Below are 24,154 nucleotides of genomic sequence, written 5' to 3' on the forward strand. Positions count from 1 at the left end.
AGGGTTGTCGTGCGGGACTACTTGAGAGCCAGCCGCAGCACCCGCGCCGCGCGTTCCACGTCCGCGAACCCGAGGTACAGCGGCGTGAATCCGAACCGCAGGACGTCCGGGTACCGGAAGTCCCCCACGATGCCCTGCGCGACGAGCCGTTTCATGACGTCGCCCGCGTCGTCGCAGCGCAGCGCGATCTGGCTGCCCCGCTCCGCGTGGGCCTGCGGCGTCACGCACTCGACCCGGCCCGCGGGGACGTACTCCCCGACGCATTCGAGGAAAAAGTCCGTCAGGGCAAGGGACTTGGCGCGCACCGCCTCGATGGACACGCCCTCCCAGACCCCGAGGGCCGCCTCCAGCGCGAGCATGGAGAGGATGTCCGGCGTCCCGACCCGGCCGCGCACGACGTCGCGCGCCGGTTCGTACGACGGGCTCATCCCGAACGGCTCGGCGTGCGAGTTCCAGCCGGGCAGCGGGGAGTCGAACTCCCCCTGGAGATCGCGGCGCACGTACAGGTACGCCGGCGAACCCGGGCCGCCGTTCAGGTACTTGTAGGTGCAGCCGACCGCGAGGTCCACCCCGTGCTCGTCGAGCCCGACCGGCAGCGCGCCCGCGCTGTGGCACAGGTCCCAGACCGCGAGGGCGCCCGCCGCGTGGATCGCGGACGTCAGCGCGGGGAGGTCGTGCAGCCGCCCGGACCGGTAGTCGACGTGGTTGAGCAGTACCGCGGCGGTACGGGTGGAGAGCGCTCCGGCGACCTCCGAGGGCGGTACGGGGAGCAGCGTGCACCCCGTCATCCTCGCGGCGGACTCGGCGATGTACCCGTCCGTGGGGAAGGTCGTGGCGTCGACGACGATCTCGTCCCGCCCCGCTCCCGCCATCCGGCGTGCGGCCACAAGTGCCTTGAAGACGTTGACACTTGTCGAGTCGCCGACCACCACCTGGCCGGGTCCCGCGCCGATCAGCGGGGCGATCCGGTCGCCGATCCGCTCCGGCGCCGTCCACCAGCCGCTCTCCTCCCAGGAACGGATGCGCAGCTCGCCCCACTGACGGCGGACGACGTCCGCGACCGCGTCGGGGACAGCGGCGGGCAGGGCGCCCAGTGAGTTGCCGTCCAGATAGACGCCCCCGTCGTCGAGGGCGAACTCGGCGCGTTTGACGGCGAGTTCGTCCCTGGCATCCAACTCCTGCGCTATGACGGCCAGTTCAGACATGGGACCTCGCCGTCCACAGCTCGGGAAAGACGTTCTTGCGGGCCCGCTTCTCCAGCCAGGCCACACCCGCGGAGCCGCCGGTGCCGGCCTTGGCGCCCATCGCGCGCCGGGTGGCGACCAGGTGGTCGTTGCGCCAGCGCCAGACGAGCTCGGCGACATCGGTCAACGCCTCGCCGAGCCGGGCGAGTTCGGCGTTCTGGTCGCCCTGGTAGAGGGCCGTCCAGACCGCCTCCACCTCCGCCGACGGCTCGTAGCGCAGGGACACGTCGCGGCTCAGCACCTCGTCCGGGATCGCGTGTCCGCGGCGCGCGAGCAGCCTCAACACCTCGTCGTACAGGCTGGGTTCGTGCAGTGCCTTCTCCAACTCAGCGTGCACGCGCGGCGCTCCCCGGTGCGGGACGAGCATGGACGCGGACTTCTCGCCGAGCAGGAACTCCATCCGCCGGTACATGGCGGACTGGAAGCCGGAGCCCTCGCCGAGGGCCGAGCGGTACGAGTTGAACTGGGCCGGGGTGAGCTGGGCGAGCGGACGCCAGGAGGCGTTGAGCGCCTCCAGCTCCCGTACGGAGCGCTTCAGCGCGTCGACCGCGACCGGTATGCGGTCCGAGCGCAGCGCCTCCGTGGCCGTCTCCCACTCGTGGACGATCACCGTGAACCACAGCTCCATGACCTGGGTGGTGACCAGGAAGACCATCTCTCCGGGGTCCTCGGAGAGGGGGTGCTGGAGGTGGGTGAGCACATCCGCCCGGACATAGTCCTCGTACGGCGTCGTACCCGCGAAGTCGAGATGAGGTGTCTCGGGCTCGTGAGCCTCGTGAGCCTCCTGGGACATCGCTGTCTCCTGTTGTTGCTCCGGGTAGCGGTCCGCCCCTGCCGTTCTCGACACGGTGGCCCCGGTCCCCGCCGGGCATCCTCTTCGATCCTCGGCCGAAAAGGCAAGGCCCGCCTGATCACACGTCCAGACGGGCCAGCCTGATACCCGGGTACTACACGGGTACGACCTCAGCACTCCCTCGGACCAGACCTCAGCCCAGCGTCTGCGCCGCCGTCGCCGAGGAGTCCTTCAGGAACTGCGTGCACCGCTCGTACTCGTCCTGCTCCCCGATCGACCCGGCGGCGCGCGCGAGGGCGTGCAGGGCGCGCAGGAAGCCGCGGTTCGGCTCGTGCTCCCACGGCACCGGGCCGTGGCCCTTCCAGCCGCTGCGGCGCAGCGAGTCGAGACCCCGGTGGTATCCGGTACGGGCGTACGCGTACGACTCCACCACGCTGCCCCGCTCGAACGCCTCGTCGGCGAGCCGTGCCCAGGCCAGCGAGGACTTCGGGTACTTCGCGGCGACGTCGGCCGCCGCGGTGCCGCCCGCGAGCAGCTCGCGCGGCTCGGGGTCGTCGGGGAGGTGGGTCGGGGGCGGGCCCCCGAGGAGGTTCTCGTGAATCGTCATGACCTCCAGTCTGTCACCCCGGACGGCACCGAGCCCGGCACCCCGGGAAGGGCGCCGGGCTCGGTGGGAGCGCACGGCCGGACGTAGCTCCGTGGAGCTACCTCGCAGGTATCACTTCGTGAAGTTGAAGTACTTCCACGGCCCGTACGACGTCGTGTTCGCGATGTCGCCGTTGTAGCCGTCGACGTACACCGACCGCAGGCGGAACCGGTACCCGGCCGCGCCGTCGCCGTCCAGCGTCACGTACGACTTGCCGGCGCTGTCCAGCGGGAAGTACTCGGGCTCACCCGAGACCCAGCGGCCCTGGGAGTAGAACTCCAGGTCGAGACGCGTGTACCGGCCGGGGTAGGCGTTGATCCACGTGGTGATCAGCGGGTCGGTCGTCTGGTGGAAGGTCTGGTAGTTGGTCTTCCCGAACTTCGTCCACTTGTAGTGGCCCGACAGCGAGGTCGTCACACCGGCGCGCGTGCGTACACCGGACTTGGCCTCGGCCTTGCCGAAGCGGGCGTCCCCGGTGAAGACCGCGCTGACCGTGGTGTCGCGGGTCATCCGCAGCGCGACCGCGAGCTGGCCCTTCGCGTTGACCTTGCCGCGCTTGAGCAGCCGCTTCGGCTCGGGACCCCACGGGTCGGCCCAGATCTCGACGGTGCGGTTCTTGTACGTCGCGCCGAGCGTCGCCGTGTACGTCACGTTGGTGCCGTAGTTGACGGTCAGGTTGTTGCGGTCGATCTTCAGGGCCGTCTTGTTGTAGGCGACCTTGACGACCGAGGACCCGGACGCGGCGGAGTGCGTAGTACTTCCGGCGTACGCGACCTTGTAGGTGACGTTCCCGGCGACGGCCGGGGTGTCCGTGAAGGAGAACGCGCCCTTCGCGGCCAGCTTCTTCGTCCCCAGGGACTTGCCCTTGGGGGACTCGGAGTCGTACCGCGTGACTACCAGCGGGGTACCCACGGGCAGCGCGAGCGTCCCCGAGACCGTCCCGGAGACGGTGAGCGCCTTGCCGAGCGCGGCCGTGGCCGGTGCCTTGACGGCGACGGCCGGCGCGGACTTGGTCGGCTCGTCCAGGATGTGCAGCCGGACGTTGCTGTCCCAGTTGTCGGTGACCGCGAACAGGCGGCTGCCGCCCGGCTCCCAGGCGAGCCCGCCGTTGACGAGGCCGTCGCCGGCGGACGTCGTACCCGTCACCGGGAAGTCGTACTGCCGTACGGCCGTGGTCTGACCCGGGCGGTAGACGAAGACGTCCTTGCCGTACGGGGCGTCGGAGCCCGCCGCGACCGTGCCGTCGGGGGCGATCGCGACCGACGTGCCGTGCTCGGTGCTGGTGTAGGTACCTACCTCGGTGAGGTCGGAGGCCTGCCAGACGTGGTGCACCTTGCCGGGGTTGGCGGTGACGATGCGCTTGCCGTCCGGGGTGTAGGCGAGATCGTTGGTCTGCCCGGTCAGTCCTGAGGTATTACGCGAGGTACGGGCCGCGGTGCCCGTCGTCACGTCGTACGTCGCGAGGGCGAACCCGCGGTCGTACGACCCGGCCGCCGCGACGGTGTTCGGCTCGGTCGGCGAGACGGCCAGGCGCGGGGCGCCGGCGTAGTCCGTCTCGGCGTCCTGGTCGAGGGCGACGACGGGGTCGGTGCCGGAGACGTCCAGCGAGCCGATCGAGCCGTCGGACTCGGTGCCGTACCCGAACCAGATCTTGCCGCCCGCGAGAGCCAGGAACTGCGGGTCGGTGCCCTCGCCGGTGGCGTACCGGGCCTGCTCGGCCATCGTCGTGGTGTCGAGGGCGACGATCGCGTCGACGCTCGGGACGGCCGCGTACAGCCGGCCGGAGTCGGCCGAGAGAGCCAGGCCGGTGACGCCGTACAGCTCGGGCACGGTGGTGAGCACGTTGCCGGAGTAGTCCGTCGCGACGACCCGTCCGGTGACGGGGTCGCTGACGAAGACCTTGCGGTGGACGCCGTCCACCACGATGTCGCCCGCGGACTTCAGCGGGAGCACCTTGCTGCTGTCCGCCGCGGCCGAACCGGCCGTCCCCACGACCAGCGCGGCGGAGCTGACGAGAACCGCGAGCGCGGTCGCGGTCGAAAGAGTGCGTTTACGCACGAACACGATGAAAAGACCCCCCAATGGTCTTCGCTGCCCCGTGAGTTGGGGCGTGCCCCGAGAACCGGGGTGCGGTGATCGCAGCCTATTGCATGCCTATGACAACGTGTCCACAGGATTCACACATATGGCGTGGCGTGGATCACTGGCTCTCAGGTAGGGGGCACTCCGGGCATACAGAAAGTCCGGCGCCGTCCCCTGAGGACGACACCGGACCACTCACCCGGAGGTACTACTTGATCCGCGTACCCGCCGACCGCAGGTTCTGCGTGGCCTCGACGACCCGCGCCGCCATGCCCGCCTCGGCCAGCTTGCCCCAGGTACGGGGGTCGTACGTCTTCTTGGAGCCGACCTCGCCGTCGACCTTCAGGACGCCGTCGTAGTTCTGGAACATGTGCGCCGCGACCGGCCGGGTGAACGCGTACTGCGTGTCCGTGTCGAGGTTCATCTTGATGACGCCGTTCTCCAGCGCGGTCGCGATCTCCTCCTCGGAGGAGCCGGAGCCGCCGTGGAAGACGAAGTCGAACGGCTGCGAACCGGCCGGCTTGCCGAACTTGGCGGCGACGCCCTCGTTCAGCTCCTTCAGCAGGTCGGGGCGGAGAACGACGTTGCCCGGCTTGTACACGCCGTGCACGTTGCCGAACGACGCGGCGAGCAGGTAGCGGCCCTTCTCGCCGAGGCCGAGCGCCTCGACGGTGCGGATCGCGTCGTCGACCGTCGTGTAGAGGGAGTCGTTGATCTCGTGCGAGACGCCGTCCTCCTCGCCGCCGGTCGGGGTGATCTCCACCTCAAGGACGATCTTCGCGGCGACCGCGCGGGCCAGCAGCTCCTGGCCGATGGCCAGGTTGTCGGCGAGCGTCTCGGCCGAGCCGTCCCACATGTGCGACTGGAAGAGCGGGTTGCGGCCGGCCTTCACGCGCTCCTCGGAGACGGCGAGCAGCGGCCGTACGTACCCGTCGAGCTTGTCCTTGGGGCAGTGGTCGGTGTGCAGCGCGACCGTGACCGGGTACTTCTCGGCGACGATGTGCGCGAACTCGGCGAGCGCGACCGAGCCGGTCACCATGTCCTTGCTGTACTGGCCGCCCAGGAACTCCGCGCCGCCCGTGGAGATCTGGATGATGCCGTCGCTCTCCGCCTCCGCGAAGCCGCGCAGCGCCGCGTGCAGGGTCTGGGTCGAGGTGACGTTGATGGCCGGGTAGGCGAACTTGCCTGCCTTCGCCCGGTCGAGCATCTCGTTGTAGACCTCGGGGGTTGCGATGGGCATCTGTCCGCTCCTTGGGTGTGCGGGTTGCGATCTGCGTACTACGGCCCTGACCTAGACCTGGGTGTCTGACGTCGTCGTCATGCCCATCTTTCCAGACATGGCCCCCTGCTCCGGAAGGTGTAACCGGGTACGTCTCAGGTATCAGTCCAGGCCCAGCTCGTCCTTGGAGAAGGCGAAGAGGTACGGCACACCCGCGCCCTCCCGGATCTTCTCGTCGGCGCCGGTCGCGCGGTCGACGATGGTCGCGACGGCCACGACCTCGGCGCCCGCCGCGCGCACCGCCTCCACCGCCGTCAGCGGGGAGCCGCCGGTCGTGGAGGTGTCCTCGACGACCAGCACGCGCCGCCCGCGGATCTCCGGGCCCTCGACCTGCCGCTGCATGCCGTGCGCCTTCGCGGCCTTGCGGACGACGAAGGCGTCCAGCTTCCGGCCTCGCGCGGCGGCGGCGTGCAGCATCGACGTCGCGACCGGGTCGGCGCCCATGGTCAGCCCGCCGACCGCGTCGAACTCCAGCTCCGCCGTCAGGTCCAGCAGCACCTGCCCGACCAGCGGGGCGGCCTCACCGTCCAGGGTGACGCGGCGCAGGTCGATGTAGTAGTCCGCCTCCAGCCCCGAGGAGAGCGTCACCCTGCCGTGCACCACGGCCTTGTCCTTGATCTGTTGCAGCAGCTCAGCGCGTGTGCCTTGCGGCATTACTTCGTCGACGTCCGTCATGGCGAACAGCTTAGAGGCGAGCTGTACGGGCTACGCGGGGCCGTGGCTCTCAGGTCGTACGGGTACTACAGGCGCCGCCAGGTCCACGTCGTGGACGCCTCCAGCGGGTCCACCGGGGTGACCAGGCGGGGGTGCGTGTTCAGGCCGTTGGGCGGGCCGGTCTGCGGTTCCACGCACACGGCGGGCTCCTGCTCGTCGTACACCACGACCCACTGCTCGCGGCTGGCGACCTTCAGCTCCAGCTGCCCCGGCCAGGTCAGCGTCACGTCGACGCCGTCCGGCATGCCGAAGCAGTCGTCCCACGGGCCGGGCTTGCGCTCGATCCGGTTCCCGGTGGGGAGGTGGTCGTCGCCGCGCTCCTCCTGCCAGGCGGGGTCGAACGCGAGGTGTACGTCCGTACCTCCCAGGTTCCTGTTGAACCAGGGGTGCCAGCCGATCTGCGCCGGGAAGGAGTCGTCGTACGTCTCCACCGCCATGGTGAGGGTCAGGGTCTCCTCGGTCAGGGCGAACACCTGGGTGATACGTCCGGGGTAGGGCCAGGGAGTCACGAGGTCGTACGTGAGGACCGCTTCGTCGGGTGCGACGCGGGCGACGTTCCAGGCACTGCCGCGCGCGGTGCCGTGGATGGCGTTCGGCGGGGCGTTCAGCGGCATCTGGTGCGTCGTACCGCCGTTGCGGAACTGTCCGTCCCTGATCCGGCCGCACCACGGGACCATCGGGAAGCAGCCGAACTTCTCGCCCTGGCGCAGCAGTTCGACACCGTCGACCTGGAGGGAGGCCACGCGGGCGCCGTTGGCGGGGTGCACGGTCGCCTGTGCGGAGCCGGCGGTCAGTGTGATCTCTTCGTTGCTCACAAGGGATGACAGTACTGGGGGGCTACGGGTCCGGCCGGGCGGCGGGGGTGGCTGCGCCGGGGGCGCGGCGAGGGGGCGGGCCGCCAGGGCGTCGTACCGGGGTACGTCTGCCTCCTGAGAGGTACGCCGGTTACGGTACGTCCCCTGTCCCGGCGTCCCGCGTTCCGCTCCGGCCTCGTTCAGCGGCGTCTGCGTTCAGCGGCGTCTGCGCAGTGCGCGGCCCACCACCACCGCCGACACCACCGCGAGGGCCGCCGCCGGGGCCGCCCAGCGGAGGGTGTTCGCCGGGGTGAACGACTGGGGGGCCGGGACCGGGGCGTAGCGGCCTCGCGGTGGGGCGTGGTCGACCTCCTCCGCGCTCCTGCCGATCATCGTGCGGCGGGCGTGAGCGGCTTCCGCCGGGGGGTCGACGGGGTTCAGGGAGGCCAGCGGGTCCAGGGCGGACGCGGGGGTCTCGGTCTCGAAGACCGTTGAGGGGAAGGGGAGTTCGGGCTTCGGGTCCGGGGCCGGCTTGGGTTCCGGGGACTGCTTCGGAGGCATCGGCTGTTCCAGCTCCGCGTCGTGCTCGGCTCCGGGGTTCCGCTCGTCTTCAAGGTCCCGGCCGGCTCCCGGGCCCTGCTCGGCCTCCGGACCCCGCCCGGCTTCTGAGCCCCGCCCGGCTTCCCCGTCCTGCTTCGCCGCCTGCGGATCCGTACCCGTACCCGTAGTCCCCAGGTTCCCCCCGAAGCGGTTGACGAGGCGGGCCACCGCCGCCGCGACCGTCTCCTGCGGGAGTTCCGCGATCCGGCCGTCCGCGCGGGCGGTGCCGGTGAACCTGAGGGTCGTCCCCGTGGGGGTCTCGGTGAGGGCGAGGGTGAGGGCGAGGTGGACCTTGCCGCTGCCCCTGGCCTCCGCCGCGTCCGCCCGGACGGTGTACGTGCCGTCGGCGCCGGGTGATACCTGGGCGTTACCCCGGTAGGTGATCGTGTGGCTGCCGACCCGGATCTTCAGCCGGCCCGCGACCGGGGGCGTCCCCGCGTCCTGCTGGAGGCCGGGGACCGCGCGGGCCACCTGCGCGGGGTCGGCGAGGGCCGCTCGCAGCCGCTCCGCCGGAACCGGAACGAACACCTCTTGCTCCATGTCGGTGGAGCCTACCCACCGGTCGGGGAAAAGCACCCACGGAGAGGGGGATTCGCTCCGCTGCACCCGGGGGGGCGGAGGGTGACGCCGCCTGGGGGTGGAGGGAGAGGTCACCCCGGAGGTGGGGGGAGCCACCCGCAGGTGGAGAGACGGCCCATCAGGCCCCCAGTCCGTCAGGCCCCGCAGTCCGTCAGGCCCCGCGGCCAGCCCGGCCTCGCAGTCCGCCAAGCCTCGCGGCCAGTCAGACCCCGCAGTCCACCAAGCCCTCCCCCGGCCAGCCAGACCCCCAGCCAGCCGAACCTCGTACCCCCGCCCCCCTACCCCTAGTACCTGGGATGGACCAGCGTAGATACCCGCACCCCCGTAACCCGCGTGGCCTCAGCCACCCGCGCCCCCTCCGCCAGCCCCTCCGCCGTGAGCGTCTGCGGTCGCGGCGCCCGGGGGTCGAGCGCGAGAACCGGCGGCCGGGGCCCCGCCGAGGCCAGCAGGAACCCCCAGTCCTTCGGCGCCCGGGACCGCGCGGTCGTCCGGTCGGGCCCCGCCGCGAACCCGGAGTCGCGGCCGGTCACCCGGTAGGGGGTGGTGTGCAGCCCCGCCGCCCGCATGGTCGCGTCGACCGTCCAGAACACCTGGGACCGGGTGGCCGGCGGCCCGGCGTGGACGACGAGACGCCCCCCGGGTGCGAGCGAGCGGCGCGCGAGGCCGTAGAACTCCTCCGAGTACAGCTTGGTGCTGGCGGTGATCCCCGGATCAGGCAGGTCGGCGACGACGACGTCGTACGTACCCGGCACCGTCGTGCGCAGTACGTGGAACGCGTCCCCGATGGTGACGTGCACCCGGGGGTCGCCCAGCGCGTGCCCGCCGAGCCGGGAGAGCGCCGGGTCGGTACGGGCGAGGCGGACGAGCCCCGCGTCGAGATCGACGATGTCCACCCGCCGTACCCCGGGATGGGTGAGGACCTCGCGCGCGGCGAGCCCGTCCCCGCCCCCGAGGACCAGGACACGGGCATGAGACCCGTACATCGCAGGGTGGACGAGAGCCTCGTGGTACTTCCGCTCGTCCCGCCCCCCGACACGCAGCCGGCCGTCGAGGTACAGCCCCAGGGGATGACCCGGCGTACCCCCCGTGAGGACCACCTCCTGCACATCGGTCTGGAGAGCTACGCGCACGTCGTCCCCGTACACCGCCTCGCGGGCCGCGCGCTCGAAGTCGTCGACGAGTACGGCCGCAGCGGCGAGGACGCCGAGGACGGTCACGTTGACCACCAGCAGCAGCCAGCGCGCCCGGCGGGTCAGGTCGCGCCGGAACAGGCCGAGGATCAGCGCGCTGCCCGCGACGACGTTGACCGCGCCGGTGAGCAGCGAACTCGTCAACTGGCCCAGGAACGGCAGGAGGAGGAAGGGGAAGGCGAGGCCGCCGACGAGCGCGCCGACGTAGTCCGCGGCGAACAGGTCGGCGACCGCACCGCCCGCGTCCTGGCGGCGGATGCGCTGGATCAGCTCCATCAGGAGGGGGACCTCGGCGCCGATCAGCAGACCGATGGCGAGGGAGAACGCGACGAGCAGCACGCGCGGGCCGTTCGCCCACATGCCGCCCCAGTCACCGGTCCAGGCGAACACCGCGTACAGGGCCATCGCACTGCACCCGCCGATCAGCGCGAGCACCGCCTCGACCGCGCAGAACCCGGCGGCGGCCAGCGTGCGCAGGCGTTTGGCGGCGAGCGAGCCGACGCCCATGGCGAACACCATGACGGACAGCACGACGGACGCCTGGGTGACCGAGTCGCCCATCAAGTACGAGGCGAGCGCGACGAGTTCGAGTTCGTAGACCAGCCCGCACGCGGCGCACACGAACACACAGGCCAGGACCAGGAACCGCCCCGTCGCCGGCCGGACGGGCAGCGGGGCCCGGCCTCCCCACGGAGGCGGGGCACCGGGGGGAGCGGGCGCGTGCGGTTCGATCACGACTGCGACGTTACGTCACGGCCTCAGTACGCCATGTCACCCACACGCGTGAAACCGGAGGCCGGAGTGGTCCCTTGGGTTTACCCGGGTAGGCCGGGAGGGGGTCCTGACGGGCTGCTCCACCCGTGTGAGGGACGGAGCCAGGCGGGTGCGGGGGTACGGGGGTACTACCTCTTTCGGGGGACACGGCACTCCGGCCCCCGTGAGGGGTACCCGGGGACTACCCCACGGGTACCCGCACCCCGACCCGGGTCCGGGTCGCCACCAGCTGCCCGTCCTGGGGGTACGCGTGCCAGGTCCGCCAGTGCACGTACCCGTCGACTCTGTGCGCGAGCAGCGCGGTGAAGGCGTGCGGGCTGCCGGGAAAGACGCCCGCGAGGCCATGGGGGTGGTCGGAGACGAGTGCGAGCAGTTCCTGCGCGCGGCCCGCGAACTGGCCCGGGGAGAGGACCTCCACGTGGGCCGCGAACTCGTACTCCCAGTCGCCGACGCGTTTGGCCACGCCGAGCGGGAGCGGGGTGCTGCTGCCGGGGATACAGGCGACCGTCTCCGAGCAGGAGGTCTCCGCCTCCTCCAGCAGCACCTGGTGGGAGGCGCCGAGGAGCCTCAACTGGAGTTTGGCACCGGACAGTTCGAGGTCGAGCGTGGCCAGGGCCGACAGCGGCTCGCGCCCCAGGGCCCAGGCGAGGTCGGCCGCGCGCGTGTCGGTGTAGGAGGTGGTCAGGGTCGTGAGCATGGATCGGCTCCGCAAGCACGCGAGGAAGAAGCGGGTAGGTCCGGCGCGCCCCGGTCGACTCCGGGGTCCGGCCCCGGTCGGCCCTGTATGAGAGGACGTCCGCGCAGGACGTCCGAGGGGTCCGAGGGGCTGCGTTGGTATTTTAGAGGGAATCATGGACCGCGGTCCCACCACAGCGTTTTTACCCAACTTCGTGCGGTTTCCATCCCCTAGAGGGCTGCACAGCTCAACTGTTCAACTACGGCGTACGCCGGGCGGCCCTGGCGTACGCGAGGCGTATGTCACATGCGAGAACGCCCGCCGCGTGTCGCCACGCGGCGGGCGTCCCTCTGCGGTAGTCCCCCCGGACCCCGGCGATGCTCCCGGACGAAGCTCAGCTGCCCCGTGTCAGCTGCCTCCGCCGCAACCGCCGCCGCCCCCTCCTCCCCCGCAGGAGCTACCCCCGCCGCAGGAGTGGCCTCCCCCGCAGGAGTGACCACCGTGGTGTCCCCCTCCGGAGTCACCCCCCGAGCTACCCCCCGAGTCACCCCCGAAGATCCACCAGCCGCCGCCCGTGTAGGAGCTGTTCATGCTGTCGCTGCTCCCACTGCTGTTGTTGCTGCTCCCGCTCCCGCTGTACGACCGCCGCCGCGCGGCACGCGCCTGCCTCTCGGCCCGCTCCCGGCGCCGGCTGCCGAACAGCGCCGCCGTGACCAGAGCCATGAACAGAACGAGCAGGATGATGCCGATTGCCATGGGCATGACGATCACCCTCCTTCCGCTTCTCGCAAGTCCCCCGAAGCGTCCCCCCTCGGGCGCCTCGCGCACCGTACGAGCGGTGCGTGACCTGGGGATGCCCCGCCGTCTCAGCAGCCAAAGCACACTTGAGGAAGTCCAGAGCTTGAGCGCAGGATGGCGGGCATGACCAGCAGCGCACGCCCCTTCCTCAACCGCCGTCTCGCCGAGTTCGGGACGACGATCTTCGCCGAGATGTCGGCCCTCGCGGTGCGCACGGGCGCCATCAACCTCGGCCAGGGCTTCCCCGACACGGACGGCCCCGAGGAGATCCGCGAGGCGGCGGTGCGCGCGCTGCGCGACGGGCGCGGCAACCAGTACCCGCCGGGCCCGGGCGTACCGGAGCTGCGTACGGCGATCGTCGCGCACCAGCGCGCGCGGTACGGCCTGTCGTACGACCCCGACACCGAGGTCCTGGTGACGGCCGGCGCCACGGAGGCCCTCGCGGCCACCCTGCTGGCCCTCCTGGAGCCCGGGGACGAGGTGGTGGCCCTGGAGCCCTACTACGACTCGTACGCCGCCTGCATCGCCATGGCGGGCGCCCGCCGGGTCCCCGTGACCCTGCGCCCCGACCCCGAGGCGGCCCGCTTCCGCCTCGACCTGGACGAGCTGCGCGACGCGGTCACCGACGCGACGCGACTGCTTCTGATCAACACGCCGCACAATCCGACCGGAACGGTCCTCACGCGCGCGGAGCTCACCGCGATCGCCGAGCTGGCGGTCGAACGGGACCTGCTCGTCGTCACGGACGAGGTCTACGAGCACCTCGTGTACGACGACGCCGAGCACATCCCGCTGGCCTCCCTCCCGGGCATGCGCGAGCGGACGGTGACCATCGGGTCGGCCGGCAAGACGTTCTCGTTCACCGGCTGGAAGGTCGGCTGGGTGACGGCGTCCCCGGGGCTGACGACCGCCGTCCGCTCGGCGAAGCAGTTCCTCACGTACGTCGCCTCCGGGCCCTTCCAGTACGCGGTCGCCGAGGCCCTCGCGCTGCCCGACAGTTACTTCGAGGCGTTCCGCGCGGACATGCGCGCGAAGCGGGACCTGCTGTCGGCGGGGCTCAAGGAGGCCGGTTTCGGGGTGTTCAGCCCGGCCGGCACGTACTTCGTCACCACCGACATCCGCCCTCTCGGCGAGAGCGACGGCTTCGCCTTCTGCCGTGCGCTGCCCGCGCGCGCGGGCGTCGTCGCGATCCCCAACGCGGTCTTCTACGACCACCGCGACCAGGGCGCCCCCTTCGTACGGTTCGCGTTCTGCAAGCGGACCTCGGTCCTGGAGGACGCGGCGGAACGACTCCGCAAGGCATTCGCGCACTGACCCCGCCCACGCACCGGCGCGCACGGATTGCCGGTTCTTGCCGCATCACCGCCCCCACCAGGGGTTTTCCCCTGCGTCACACGTGCGGCGCGGTACACGCACCCCCTCCCTACCTTTGGCATGTCCACTCCGGCCCTCAGCCCCGGAATGTCCGGAACACAGGTCCGGAACACAGGTAGGGAGTTTCTTCACATGGCTTCATCCACACGGGTTCCCCAGAGCCGAGCCCGCCTCGGGGCCCGCCTCGCCGCAGCGGCCGGCCTCGCCGCGCTCTGCGTCACCGCCGTGCCGGCCACGTCGGCCTCGGCCGCCCCCACCGCCGCGGGGGTGATGCTCCAGAACGGCAGGTTCGAGGACTCCGTGCTGTGCGCCTCGCCCGACAACCAGGCGGTCTGGATGGTGGCCAAGAGTGCCGCCGCCGGCAACTCCTACTGCCGGTGGAAGCAGTTCGGCACCGACGGGCAGTTCACGCTGTACAACATGGGCAAGGACGAGGTGATGGCCTACCACGGCGGCAACGAGAACAACGTGTGGATGGAGCCCGAGGGGAGCAGCGGCACCAACGCGCACGACGAACTCTGGTCCTGGGGAGGACAGGAGGGCTGGGGGGCCTCGGCGCTCCAGTCGTACTACGACAGCGGGCAGAACGTCGACGCCAGGTCCCCCTACATCAACGAGCGCGACAAGCCCCGTACCGACGCGGTCCACACCCGCGGCTGGCGCCACGGCGACCAGCGGGAACTGACCTGGAAGAAGGTCACGAGCTGAGGTCCACGACCGGGACGCCACGGCCACCGCACGTCGTCCGGTAGGCCGTCCGGACCACGCCGCCCCCGACGTGGTCCGGACGGCACGCGGTCATACGTCCGCCATAACGAGCCGCTGCCGGAGCACCGCGACCCGCCGGTCCCCGATCGCGTCGAAGATCGCCAGGGCCTCTCGCCAGTACGGCGCGGGGTCCTCCTCGCCCGTCGCGTCCACGGCCCGGCCGAGCAGGTCCAGCGCCTGCGCCTGGCCCTTGCGGTGGCCGGAGTCGCGGTGCAGGGCCAGGGCCTGACGGGCGTGACCGGCCGCGACGGCGGGTTCGCCGTGGTCCAGGCCGCCCCGGGCCAGGACGGTCAGCGCCTCGCCCTCCACCAGGACGTACTCCGTACGGCGGGCGATGTCCAGCGCCGTCGCCGCCTGTTCGCGGTCCAGGGGACGCCGGACGGCCGCCAGCGCGATCAGGGAGCGTGCCTCCAGATCGTGCGCGCCGCGCTCACGGGCCAGCTTCAGCGCCTCCCGCCAGGTGTCGGAGGCCTCACCGCCGCGCCCGAGGGCGAGCAGCACACTGCCGAGGGTGAGACGGGCGGCGGCCCGGAAGTAGTCGTCGACGTCCTGGTCGCTGAGAGCGGTGGCGGTCGTCGCCCGTTCCAGGGCACGGCCGAGGTCGCCCGCGTCCCGGTCGGCGGACGCCGTCAGCCGCAGCACATACGCCTCGCCGCCCAGGTCGCCGCACTCCCGGGCCATCGCCAGGGCCGTCCGGAGGTGGCGTGCCGCCTGCGCCGTATCGCCGATCAGGTGCCGGGTACGGCCGAGGTCGGCCTGCCTGCGGATCCGGTTGTGCTGATTGTCCAGGTCCCCCGGAAGGCTCTCCGCCCGTACGAGACAGTCGAGCGACTCGGCCAGACGGCCCAGGTCACGCAGTACGTGGGCGAGGTTGCCGAGGACGACGGGGTGCCCGTCCGACAGGCCGCCGCGACGGTCGAGCTCCATGGCCCGCTCCAGGTGCTCCGCGCTGCGCCGCAGCCGGCCGCTGAGCCGGGTGACCATGCTGAGGTTGGTGTGCGCGATGGCGGCCCCCTCCGGCCAGCCGGCGGCCTCGGCGAGGGTGAGCAACTGCTCGAAGTCGGTGATCGCGGTGGCGACGCGGCCCTGGCGCACGCGCGCGTGGCCGAGTACGTGGTGCATGGCGGCCTCGGCGAGAGGCTCTCCGGCGGCGCGGGCGGCGGTCAGGGCGGCCTGGCCGAGGGCCTCCCAGTCCACGGTGTGCTTGCGGATCCAGGCGTAGCCGCGCAGGGCGCCGGCGAGCAGCCAGGCCGCCTGATGGCCCTCGGCGGCGGCCTGGTGGACGGCCGCCGCCAGGTTGGGCAGTTCGGCGTCCAGCCAGCGCTGCGCCGCTGCGGCGTCGGTGATCTCCGGCGGCGCCGCAGCGCTCCGGGAAGCGTCTTCGACACCGGGCAGGCGCTGCCTCATCCCGGGGTAGAGCAGCAGCGCGCAGCGGTCCACCGCGGCCAGCAGCCAGTCGTAGAGGGCGTCGGAGGCGGCTCGGCGGGAGGCGTCGGTCTCCTCCAGGCGCAGCCGTTCGGCGGCGTACAGCGCGACGAGGTCGTGGCAGCGATAGCGTCCGGGCCGGTGCTCGCGCAGCAGGTGGGCGGCGGTGAGCCGCTCCACCAGCCGGGCGGCGTCCTCGGTGGTCGTGCCCATGGCGACGGCGGCGGCCTGGAGGCCGGTCTCCGGTCCGGGCAGCAGGGCCAGCAGCCGGAACATCCGCCGGACCGGTGCGTCGAGGGCGTGGTAGGAGAGGCTGAAGGCGGTCCGTACGGCCGTGCTCCGGTCGCCGATGACGGACAGGGCGGTCAGCCGGTCGCCCTCGCGCAGTTCGTCGGCCTGGTCGCGCAGGGTGCGCCAGGGGGTGTGGTCGATGTTGGCGGCGGAGATCCGCAGGGCCAGCGGAAGGTGGCCGCAGGCGTCGGCGAGGTCGGCGGCGGCCTGGAGGTCCGCGTCGACGCGGCTCTCGCCGACCGTACGGCGCAGCAGCAGCCTGGATTCCTCGGGCGTGAGCATGTCCACCCCGATCCGGCGGGCGCCGTCCCGGGCCGCCAGCCCGGCCAGCCGGTCCCGGCTGGTGACCAGCGCCACGCAGCCCGGCCCGCCGGGCAGCAACGGCCGGACCTGCTCCGGGTCCACGGCGTTGTCCAGTACGACGAGCATCCGCCGTTCGGCCGACAGGGTGCGGTACAGGTCGGCGGCGGCCTCGGGCGTCCCGGGAATCCGCTCCGCCGCCACGCCCAGGGCCAGCAGGAACCGGGCCAGCGCCTCGACCGGACGTACCGGAGCCTGCGCCGAGTGGCCTCGCAGGTCCACGAAGAGTTCGCCGTCCGGGAAGTGATCGCGCGCCCGGTGCGCCCAGTGCACCGCCAGGGCGGTCTTGCCCACCCCGCCGGTACCGGTGATCGCCGCGAGCACCATCCCCTGCGGCTGATGGCTGCCGTCCCCCGGCGCGGGAAGCAGGGCGTCCAGCTGCCGTAACTGGTCGGCCCGGCCGGTGAAGCCCGGCGTCGGCCCGGGAAGCTGCGCCGGAACCGGTCTGTCGGCAGCGTGGGGTAACGCCCGCGCGGGTAAGCCGGGTAACGCCAGGGAGATCTTGGGGATCTCGGGCACATCTCCGCGGAGCACCCGCAGATGCGCGGCGCGCAGTGCCGCGGAGGGCTGAAGACCCAGGTCGGCGTCGAGTCGCCCGCTGATCCGGGTGAAGACGTCGAGCGCCGCCGCCTGCTGCCCGCACGCGGCCAGGGCCAGCATCAGCCGGCCGGCGAGTTCCTCGTGCAGCGGCTCGCGCGTACTGAGCTCACGCAGGTCGGCGACCACGTCCTCCACGCCGCCGAGCGCGAGCGCCAGGTCCGCGCGGGCCACGGCCGCCGCGACCTGACGGGAACCGAGCGCGACGGCCGCAGGGTGCGCCCGGATCCGCTCGCCGCCGTCGGCCAGCACCGGTCCTCGCCAGCAGCGCAGCGCGCGGCCGTACGCCTCCAGCGCGGCGGCGCCGTCGCCGTCCGTCTCGGCGCGCCGGGCCCGGCCGAGCAGCTCGTCGAAGGCGACCACATCGGACTCCTCGGCCGACAAGTCGGCCCGGTACCCGCCTTTGGTGGCCCGCAGCACGCGCCCCTCGCCGGGCCCTGGGGGGCCGGGGTCGATCAGATCACGCAGGTGTCTGACGTAGGTCTGCACCAGCTGCCGGCAGGTACGTGGCGGCTGCTCGCCCCACAGCACGTCGACGATCTCGTCGGTGCCGACCACCACGCCCGGCTGTACGGCGAGCAGGCCGAGCAGGCTGCGCCGCAGCACCGACGGAAGCTCGACGGGGCTGCCGTCACGGTGCAACGCCAGCGGGCCGAGGACCGTCACGCGCAGCCCTGCCGTCCGGGGCGCCTCACCGGCCTCCAGCAGCCGGGTGCGCGCGGTGTCCGACAGGTTCAGCGCCACCACCAGTTGCCGGATCGAGTCGGCGTGCGGCCTGCGGATCTGGCCCTGCTCCAGGTAACGCAGGGTCCGTACGCTGATCCCCGCCCGCTCGGCCAGCGCCCGCTGGCCGAGCCCGGCCGCGAACCGGTACCCGCGCAGCAGCTCCCCCAGCGTGCCGGGCGTTGAACGCCGACTCATCCTTGCTTTCCTCCCCTGTCCCAGCCCCCACAGCCGGGCCAGGATAGTGTCATGATCCGATCAAGCAGAGGGGTCGTGATCGTCCTCCTTACAAGGACGGCGATCAGGGACGGCGATTCGGTCAAGTTCCGGCCCTCTGCGAACGGCGATGTCCGAAACGGCGTCCCTCTGGAGCGGCGCATAGACCGCGATCCGGCACGCCGTACCGTCGACACTCCGTACGATCCGACGCTCCGTCAAAGTGCCCCCGCCCGGCCCTGTCCTGCTCGCGCGCGGGCGCATCGCCCTGCATGGTGCCGAGTGTGACTCACGCCACCACCACCGCCGCCGCCCTCGCCCCACCGCCGCCAGCCGTCGCGCGCCGTCCCGCCGTACGGCGCCGCCCGGGCCTGCTCGGCGCCCTCGGCCTGTTCGTCCTGGCGCGGCTCGCCGGGGCCGGGGTCCTCGCAGGGATCGCCTGGGCGGCCGGCAAGCGGCCTCTGCGGCTCCTGGGGCACTCCTGGGACTCCCGGTGGTACCTGGGCATCGCCGAGCACGGCTACGGCCGCACGCTGCGGTTCGGTCCGGACGTCGTCCACAGCGACCTGGCGTTCTTCCCGCTGTACCCGGCCCTGGTCCGCGCGGTGACCGCCGTGACGCCCCTCGGCGCGGGCTCGGCGGGCCTCCTGGTGTCCTGGACGGCCGCCGCGGTCGCCGCGTGCGGGATCTACGCCGTGACCCGCCACCTGCGCGGCCCCGCCGTGGCCGCCGCGACGGTCCTCCTGTGGGGCCTGCTCCCCCACTCCGTCGTCCTGTCGATGGCCTACACCGAGCCGGTCCTGACGGCCTTCGCCGCGTGGGCGCTGTACGCCGTGCTGACGGGGCGGTGGGTGTGGGCGGGCGCGCTGGCGGCTGCGGCGGGGGTGTCGCGGCCCAATGGGTTCGCGGTGGCGGCGGCTGTGGTGGTGGCGGGGGGTTGTGAGGCGGTACGGGCGTGGGGGTGGGGGATGGCAGGGGCGGAGGGGAGACCGCCGCTAGGGCGTGGCTCCGGGGGGACGCTCGCGCGGGGGTGGGGCCGGGGGATGGCAGGGGCGGAGGGAAGGGCGCCGCGCGGTCACGGTTTCGGGCCGGGTTCCGGGGGAACGCGCGCGCGGGGGATGGCAGAGGTGGAGGGAAGGCCACCGCTAGGGCGTGACTCCGGGCCGGGTTCCGAGGGCTCGCGCGCGCGGGAGGGCGGCTCGACGGGGGCTTGGCCTTCGCGCGCGTGGGAGGACGGTACGGAGGTGTCGCGGCCGGGGGGAGGTCCGGGGCTCGGCGAGGCGGTGCGCGCGCGGGGGTGCGTACCGGGGACGCCGGGGGCGGCACGGGCGTGGCGGCTGGGCTCCTGGGCGTCACCGCACGCGCGCGGGAGGGGTGCCGGGGCGTCGGGGTGGGGGGCCGGGGCGGTGCGGGTGGTGCGGGCGCGGGGTGGGTGGGGCTCGGCTTCCGAGGAGGCGGCACGCGCGCGGGGAGTCGTCGCGGGGACGGCGTCGCCGGGCGCGGCATCGGGGCACGCGCGCGGGGACGTCGCGGAGACGCCGTCGCCGGACGCGGCATCGGGACGCGCGCGCGGGGACGTCGCGGAGACGGCGGGCGCCGGATCGGGGCGGGAGCCGGGCTCAGGGCGAGCCGTACGCGGGGGCGGGGCGCTGGTGCCGTACGCGGTTCCCCGTGCGCTGGTTTCCCACAGGCTGTGGACGGGGATCGCGCTCGCGCCCCTCGGGTGGATCGGGTACGTCCTGTGGGTCGGCGTCCGGAAGGGCGATCCCCTGGGGGGCTACTTCGCCGTGCAGCGCCTGTGGGGGTCGCGGTTCGACTTCGGGGAAGGGTCCCTGCGGTTCGCGCGGCATCTGCTGCTGGAGGGGGACCGGTTCGTCTTCCCGGTGGCGCTCGTGATCGTCGGCGCCGCGGTCGTGCTGTACGCCCTGCTGCTCGCCGAGCGCGTACCGCTGCCCCTGCTGGTGTACACCGGCGTACTGCTGCTGATCGCCCTCGGCGGGTCCGGGTTCTTCGAGTCGAAGCCGAGGTTCCTGCTGCCGGCGTTCCCGCTGCTGCTGCCGCTCGCGGCGGCCCTGGCCCGGACGACGAGAGCCCGGCCGTGGCACGCGGCCGTGGTGGTCGCGGCCCTGGCCGGGCTCTCGTTCGCGTACGGGGCGTATCTGGTGGTGCTCGCGGACACGCCGTTGTAGACGCGCCTCGTGGCTCCCCGGAGGTAGGTACCTAGACCTACGGAGCCACTCGCCCTGTAGCTCTCAGGACCTACGCCCTACTGCTCGTCGTCCGCCGGCTTCTCCAGCTCCACGCCCTCGCCCTCGTCCTCAAGACCGAGCTGCTCCACGAGCCACTTGTCGAACTCGATCGAGGCGCGGACCCAGCTGACCGTGGAGGAGACGAAGAACTCGATGTTCACGCCCGCGCCGATCAGCATCTGCGTCTCGCCGATGAGGCGGACCGAGCCGTCGTCGTGGGTGTGCGTGTAGACCTTGGGCCACAGGGTCCGGCGGTTCCAGTCGTCGATCGCCTCAAGCAGCTGGGGCTTGTCGTCGATCTGGTGGGGCCGGTCGAAGAAGGTCCGCACCGAGTAGACCTGCTGCTCGCCCTCGCCGCGGAACATGAAGTACGTACGGAACTGCTCCCACGGCGCCGCGAGGTCACCCTCGTCGTCGACGACGTACTTCAGCTCCATCTGGTCGAGGAGCTGCTTCACAAGATCCTGGTCAGGGACGACGGGCCCCGCCGGTCCTTGGGGCTGCGGCTCGGGCTGGCCCCCGAAATTCGGAATCGAGGACGGGTCGATGCTCACCGTGTTTTTCCCTTCGTACGGATGCCGCCATCCTCTCCCATGCGGGGCGGGGACTGGCAACCCCCGCAGGACCCTGTCAGCCGTCGGCTGACAGGAACTGACCGGGGCTTGAACATCGAGGGCGACCAGGGCCCGGGAAGACGGTCGTATCCGGTCCGCCCGGACCCCGGAGGTATGACGGGTACTACGCCCCTCCCGGCGCGGCCCTACAGCGTCTTCCCCGTCGCCGGCCCCACGATCAGCCCGTCCCCGAACACGTCCACCCGGACCGTGTCCCCGTCCTTGACCTCCCCGGAGAGGATCTCCTTGGCGAGCCGGTCCCCGATCGCGGTCTGGACGAGCCGCCGCAGCGGACGCGCGCCGTACGCCGGGTCGTTCCCCTCCGTCGCGAGCCAGGCCAGCGCCGCCTCGGAGATGTCCAGCGTGAGCCGCCGCTCGGCGAGGCGCCGGGCGAGCCGGCCGATCTGGAGCCGCGCGATGTGCCCCAGCTCGTCCTGCGAGAGCGCCGAGAAGACGACGAGGTCGTCCAGCCGGTTGAGGAACTCCGGCTTGAAGGACGTCCGTACGACCTCCAGGACCTGCTCCCGCTTCTCGTGCTCGCTGGTCAGCGGATCGACGAGGAACTGGCTGCCCAGGTTGGACGTCAGCACCAGGATGGTGTTCCGGAAGTCGACCGTGCGGCCCTGACCGTCCGTCAGGCGCCCGTCGTCCAGCACCTGGAGGAGCACGTCGAAGACCTCGGGGTGCGCCTTCTCGACCTCGTCGAGCAGCACGACGGAGTACGGCCGCCGGCGCACCGCCTCGGTGAGCTGGCCGCCCTCCTCGTACCCGACGTAGCCGGGCGGCGCGCCGACCAGCCGGGCCACGCTGTGCTTCTCGCCGTACTCCGACATGTCGATGCGGACCATCGCCCGCTCGTCGTCGAAGAGGAAGTCGGCGAGGGCCTTGGCGAGTTCGGTCTTGCCGACGCCGGTCGGACCGAGGAACAGGAAGGACCCGGTCGGCCGGTCGGGGTCGGCGATCCCGGCGCGGGAGCGGCGCACGGCGTCGGAGACGGCCTGGACGGCCTCGGCCTGGCCGATCAGACGGCGGCCCAACTCCTCCTCCATGCGCAGGAGTTTCTGGGTCTCGCCCTCCAGGAGGCGCCCTGCGGGGATGCCGGTCCAGGAGCCGACGACGTCCGCGATGTCGTCGGGACCGACCTCGTCCTTGACCATCGTGTCGCGGGAGACCTCCTCCTCGGCGGCGGACGCCTCCTCCAAGTCCCGTTCCAGCGTGGGGATCTCGCCGTAGAGCAGCTTGGACGCGGTGTCGAAGTCGCCGTCGCGCTGGGCGCGTTCGGCCTGGCCCCTCAACTCGTCGAGTTTCTCCTTGAGTTCACCGACCCGGTTGAGGGACTGCTTCTCCTTCTCCCAGCGGGCGTTGAGGCCGCGCAGCTCCTCCTCCTTGTCGGCGAGGTCGCGGCGCAGGCGGTCCAGGCGGTCGCGGGAGGCGGCGTCGGTCTCCTTCTCCAGCGCCAGCTCCTCCATCCTCAACCGGTCGACGGCGCGCTGGAGTTCGTCGATCTCGACGGGCGAGGAGTCGATCTCCATGCGCAGCCGGGAGGCCGCCTCGTCGACGAGGTCGATGGCCTTGTCGGGCAGGAAGCGGGAGGTGATGTACCGGTCGGAGAGGGTCGCGGCGGCGACCAGCGCGCTGTCGGCGATCTGCACCTTGTGGTGCGCCTCGTAACGGCCCTTCAGACCACGGAGGATGGCGATCGTGTCCTCCACCGACGGTTCGGCGACGAGGACTTGCTGGAAGCGGCGCTCCAACGCCGGGTCCTTCTCGATACGTTCGCGGTACTCGTCGAGCGTGGTCGCGCCGACCATGCGCAGTTCGCCGCGCGCCAGCATCGGCTTCAGCATGTTGCCGGCGTCCATCGCGGAGTCGCCGCCCGCGCCGGCGCCGACGACGGTGTGCAACTCGTCGATGAACGTGATGACCTGCCCGTCCGAGTCCTTGATCTCGGCCAGCACCGTCTTCAGCCGCTCCTCGAACTCGCCGCGGTACTTGGCGCCCGCGACCATCGCGCCGAGGTCGAGCGAGACGAGCCGCTTGTCCTTCAGGGACTCCGGGACGTCGCCCTTCACGATGCGCTGCGCGAGCCCCTCCACGACGGCCGTCTTGCCGACGCCGGGCTCGCCGATGAGGACCGGGTTGTTCTTGGTGCGCCGCGACAGCACCTGTACGACCCGGCGGATCTCCTGGTCCCGGCCGATGACCGGGTCGAGCTTGCCCTCGCGGGCGGCGGCGGTGAAGTCCGTGCCGAACTTCTCCAGCGCCTTGTACGAGCCCTCCGGGTCGGCGGTGGTGACGCGCCGGCCGCCGCGCGCCCTGCGGAACGCCTCCAGCAGCTTCTTCGGCGTCGCGCCCTGCCGCGCGAGCACGTCACCCGTCTGGCCCCCCTTCTCGGCGATGCCGATCAGGAGGTGCTCGGTGGAGAGGTAGTCGTCCCCGAGGTCGGTGGCGCGGGCCTGCGCGTCCGCGATCACGGCGAGCAGCTCACGGTTGGGCTGCGGCGGGGCCACCGTGGACCCCGTCACCCTGGGGAGGGAGGCGAGCACCTGCTCCGCGCCCTGCCGTACGGCGGCCTGGTCGGCCTCGACGGCGACCAGCAGGTCGATGACGTTCTCGTTGTCCTGGCCCGCGAGCAGAGCCAGGAGCAGGTGGGCGGGGGTGAGGTCGGGGTGCCCCTCGGACACGGCGCGGCTGCTCGCCGCGTTGATCGCGTCCCGGCTCCGGTTGGTCAGCTCTGCGTCCACGGTCGGGGTCTCCTCCTGGTCCTGGAGTACTACGAGTACTACGGGTGCCGACTGTTGCTGACTTGAGCAACGTCCACAAAGTTGAGTCTATTCCACTCAAGGTTGGCCCGGGAGGGGAACGGGAGGGGAAACGGCCACGAGCGGCTAGATTCACGCCATGGCTGCGTACCCCCAAGATCTGGACGCGCCGGATGCCGCGTACGTCGACTTCTGGCGCGAATACCACCTGTGCACCCTCACGACACCACGCCCTGACGGGACCCCGCACGTCGTCCCGGTAGGAGTTACGTACGACCCCGAACACCGGCTCGCGCGGGTGATCGCCAGCCGGACCAGCAGCAAGGTGCGGAACGTGCTGGCCGCCGGGGAGGAGGGGGCCCTGGTCGCCGTCTGCCAGGTCGACCGGGCGCGGTGGGCGACGCTCGAAGGGCGCGCTGTCGTCCGTACCGAGCCGAAGCAGGTGGCCGACGCCGAGCGGCGTTATGCCGAGCGGTACGGGAGGACGCCGTCACCCAACCCCGAGCGCGTGGTGATCGAGATCACACTGACGCGGGCCATGGGGCGCGGGTGACCCCTGGGGCCCGAGGGGCGGTTTCCGGCCAACCGGGGGATCGCCGTAAAGCG

17 protein-coding genes and 1 pseudogene are annotated in these 24,154 nt (G+C 72.1%); 4 read left to right on the forward strand and 14 right to left on the reverse strand.

Features of this window, described 5'->3' with window-relative positions; all coding sequences use genetic code 11:
• Positions 1-17: 17 nt before the first annotated feature.
• The 11 genes from kynU to J8M50_RS00655 all read right to left on the reverse strand — a co-directional run bounded on the left by kynU (position 18) and on the right by J8M50_RS00655 (position 12,133).
• Positions 18-1,205, reverse strand: a complete 1,188-nt coding sequence (gene kynU / locus J8M50_RS00605; RefSeq protein WP_010350820.1) for a kynureninase — start codon at positions 1,203-1,205, stop codon at positions 18-20.
• Positions 1,198-2,037 (reverse strand): tryptophan 2,3-dioxygenase family protein, encoded by an 840-nt coding sequence (locus tag J8M50_RS00610; protein WP_010350819.1) that lies wholly within the window; start codon positions 2,035-2,037, stop codon positions 1,198-1,200. Before J8M50_RS00610 ends, kynU begins: the two co-directional genes overlap by 8 nt.
• 193 nt (positions 2,038-2,230) lie before the next feature.
• Positions 2,231-2,644, reverse strand: coding sequence for a DUF3151 domain-containing protein (locus J8M50_RS00615; RefSeq protein ID WP_010350817.1), 414 nt, complete (start codon positions 2,642-2,644; stop codon positions 2,231-2,233).
• Between the two features lie 111 nt (positions 2,645-2,755).
• Positions 2,756-4,741 (reverse strand): WD40 repeat domain-containing protein, encoded by a 1,986-nt coding sequence (locus J8M50_RS00620; RefSeq protein ID WP_029183434.1) that lies wholly within the window; start codon positions 4,739-4,741, stop codon positions 2,756-2,758.
• Positions 4,742-4,973: 232 nt separating this feature from the next.
• A complete protein-coding gene (gene fbaA / locus J8M50_RS00625; protein WP_010350815.1) occupies positions 4,974-6,005 on the reverse strand; it encodes a class II fructose-bisphosphate aldolase in 1,032 nt (343 codons plus the stop codon).
• A gap of 141 nt (positions 6,006-6,146) precedes the next feature.
• Entirely contained in the window at positions 6,147-6,719 is a 573-nt protein-coding gene (pyrE, locus tag J8M50_RS00630; protein WP_029183433.1) for an orotate phosphoribosyltransferase, read from the reverse strand.
• 65 nt (positions 6,720-6,784) lie between these two features.
• Positions 6,785-7,573 carry an aldose epimerase family protein gene (locus J8M50_RS00635; RefSeq protein WP_010350812.1) on the reverse strand — a complete coding sequence of 263 codons (789 nt, stop codon included), beginning with the start codon at positions 7,571-7,573 and terminating at the stop codon, positions 6,785-6,787.
• Between the two features lie 195 nt (positions 7,574-7,768).
• Positions 7,769-8,692: an SRPBCC family protein gene (locus tag J8M50_RS00640; protein WP_010350810.1), complete on the reverse strand. Its 924-nt coding sequence runs from the start codon at positions 8,690-8,692 to the stop codon at positions 7,769-7,771.
• Positions 8,693-9,015: 323 nt separating this feature from the next.
• On the reverse strand, positions 9,016-10,656 hold the full coding sequence (locus tag J8M50_RS00645) for a polyamine aminopropyltransferase (protein WP_010350809.1): 1,641 nt from the start codon (positions 10,654-10,656) through the stop codon (positions 9,016-9,018).
• Positions 10,657-10,876: 220 nt separating this feature from the next.
• The gene (locus J8M50_RS00650; protein ID WP_010350808.1) at positions 10,877-11,392 is read right to left on the reverse strand and encodes a DUF2617 family protein; all 516 of its coding nucleotides are present in this window, start codon (positions 11,390-11,392) and stop codon (positions 10,877-10,879) included.
• A gap of 387 nt (positions 11,393-11,779) precedes the next feature.
• Positions 11,780-12,133, reverse strand: a complete 354-nt coding sequence (locus tag J8M50_RS00655; RefSeq protein WP_178865246.1) for a hypothetical protein — start codon at positions 12,131-12,133, stop codon at positions 11,780-11,782.
• Positions 12,134-12,283: 150 nt separating this feature from the next.
• Between J8M50_RS00655 and J8M50_RS00660 the strand changes: the two genes are divergently transcribed.
• Both J8M50_RS00660 and J8M50_RS00665 read left to right on the forward strand, forming a co-directional pair.
• Positions 12,284-13,483: a pyridoxal phosphate-dependent aminotransferase gene (locus tag J8M50_RS00660; RefSeq protein WP_010350806.1), complete on the forward strand. Its 1,200-nt coding sequence runs from the start codon at positions 12,284-12,286 to the stop codon at positions 13,481-13,483.
• Between the two features lie 192 nt (positions 13,484-13,675).
• On the forward strand, positions 13,676-14,251 hold the full coding sequence (locus tag J8M50_RS00665; protein WP_010350805.1) for a hypothetical protein: 576 nt from the start codon (positions 13,676-13,678) through the stop codon (positions 14,249-14,251).
• Between the two features lie 90 nt (positions 14,252-14,341).
• Here J8M50_RS00665 and J8M50_RS00670 read toward each other — a convergent pair whose 3' ends face one another.
• A complete protein-coding gene (locus J8M50_RS00670) occupies positions 14,342-17,905 on the reverse strand; it encodes a BTAD domain-containing putative transcriptional regulator (RefSeq protein ID WP_010350804.1) in 3,564 nt (1,187 codons plus the stop codon).
• A gap of 1,697 nt (positions 17,906-19,602) precedes the next feature.
• Here J8M50_RS00670 and J8M50_RS00680 point away from each other — a divergent pair.
• A pseudogene (locus J8M50_RS00680) lies at positions 19,603-20,112 on the forward strand (hypothetical protein); the annotation flags it as partial.
• A 77-nt stretch (positions 20,113-20,189) separates the two neighbouring features.
• On the opposite strand, the gene J8M50_RS00685 reads toward J8M50_RS00680, so the two are convergent.
• Both J8M50_RS00685 and clpB read right to left on the reverse strand, forming a co-directional pair.
• A complete protein-coding gene (locus J8M50_RS00685) occupies positions 20,190-20,726 on the reverse strand; it encodes a YbjN domain-containing protein (RefSeq protein ID WP_029183540.1) in 537 nt (178 codons plus the stop codon).
• 206 nt (positions 20,727-20,932) lie between these two features.
• Positions 20,933-23,530: an ATP-dependent chaperone ClpB gene (clpB, locus tag J8M50_RS00690; RefSeq protein ID WP_010351511.1), complete on the reverse strand. Its 2,598-nt coding sequence runs from the start codon at positions 23,528-23,530 to the stop codon at positions 20,933-20,935.
• Between the two features lie 157 nt (positions 23,531-23,687).
• Here clpB and J8M50_RS00695 point away from each other — a divergent pair, with 157 nt between their 5' ends.
• Positions 23,688-24,101, forward strand: a complete 414-nt coding sequence (locus J8M50_RS00695; RefSeq protein WP_010351512.1) for a pyridoxamine 5'-phosphate oxidase family protein — start codon at positions 23,688-23,690, stop codon at positions 24,099-24,101.
• Positions 24,102-24,154 lie beyond the last annotated feature (53 nt).

The sequence above is a fragment of the Streptomyces acidiscabies genome (assembly GCF_020010905.1).
Taxonomy (GTDB): domain Bacteria; phylum Actinomycetota; class Actinomycetes; order Streptomycetales; family Streptomycetaceae; genus Streptomyces; species Streptomyces acidiscabies.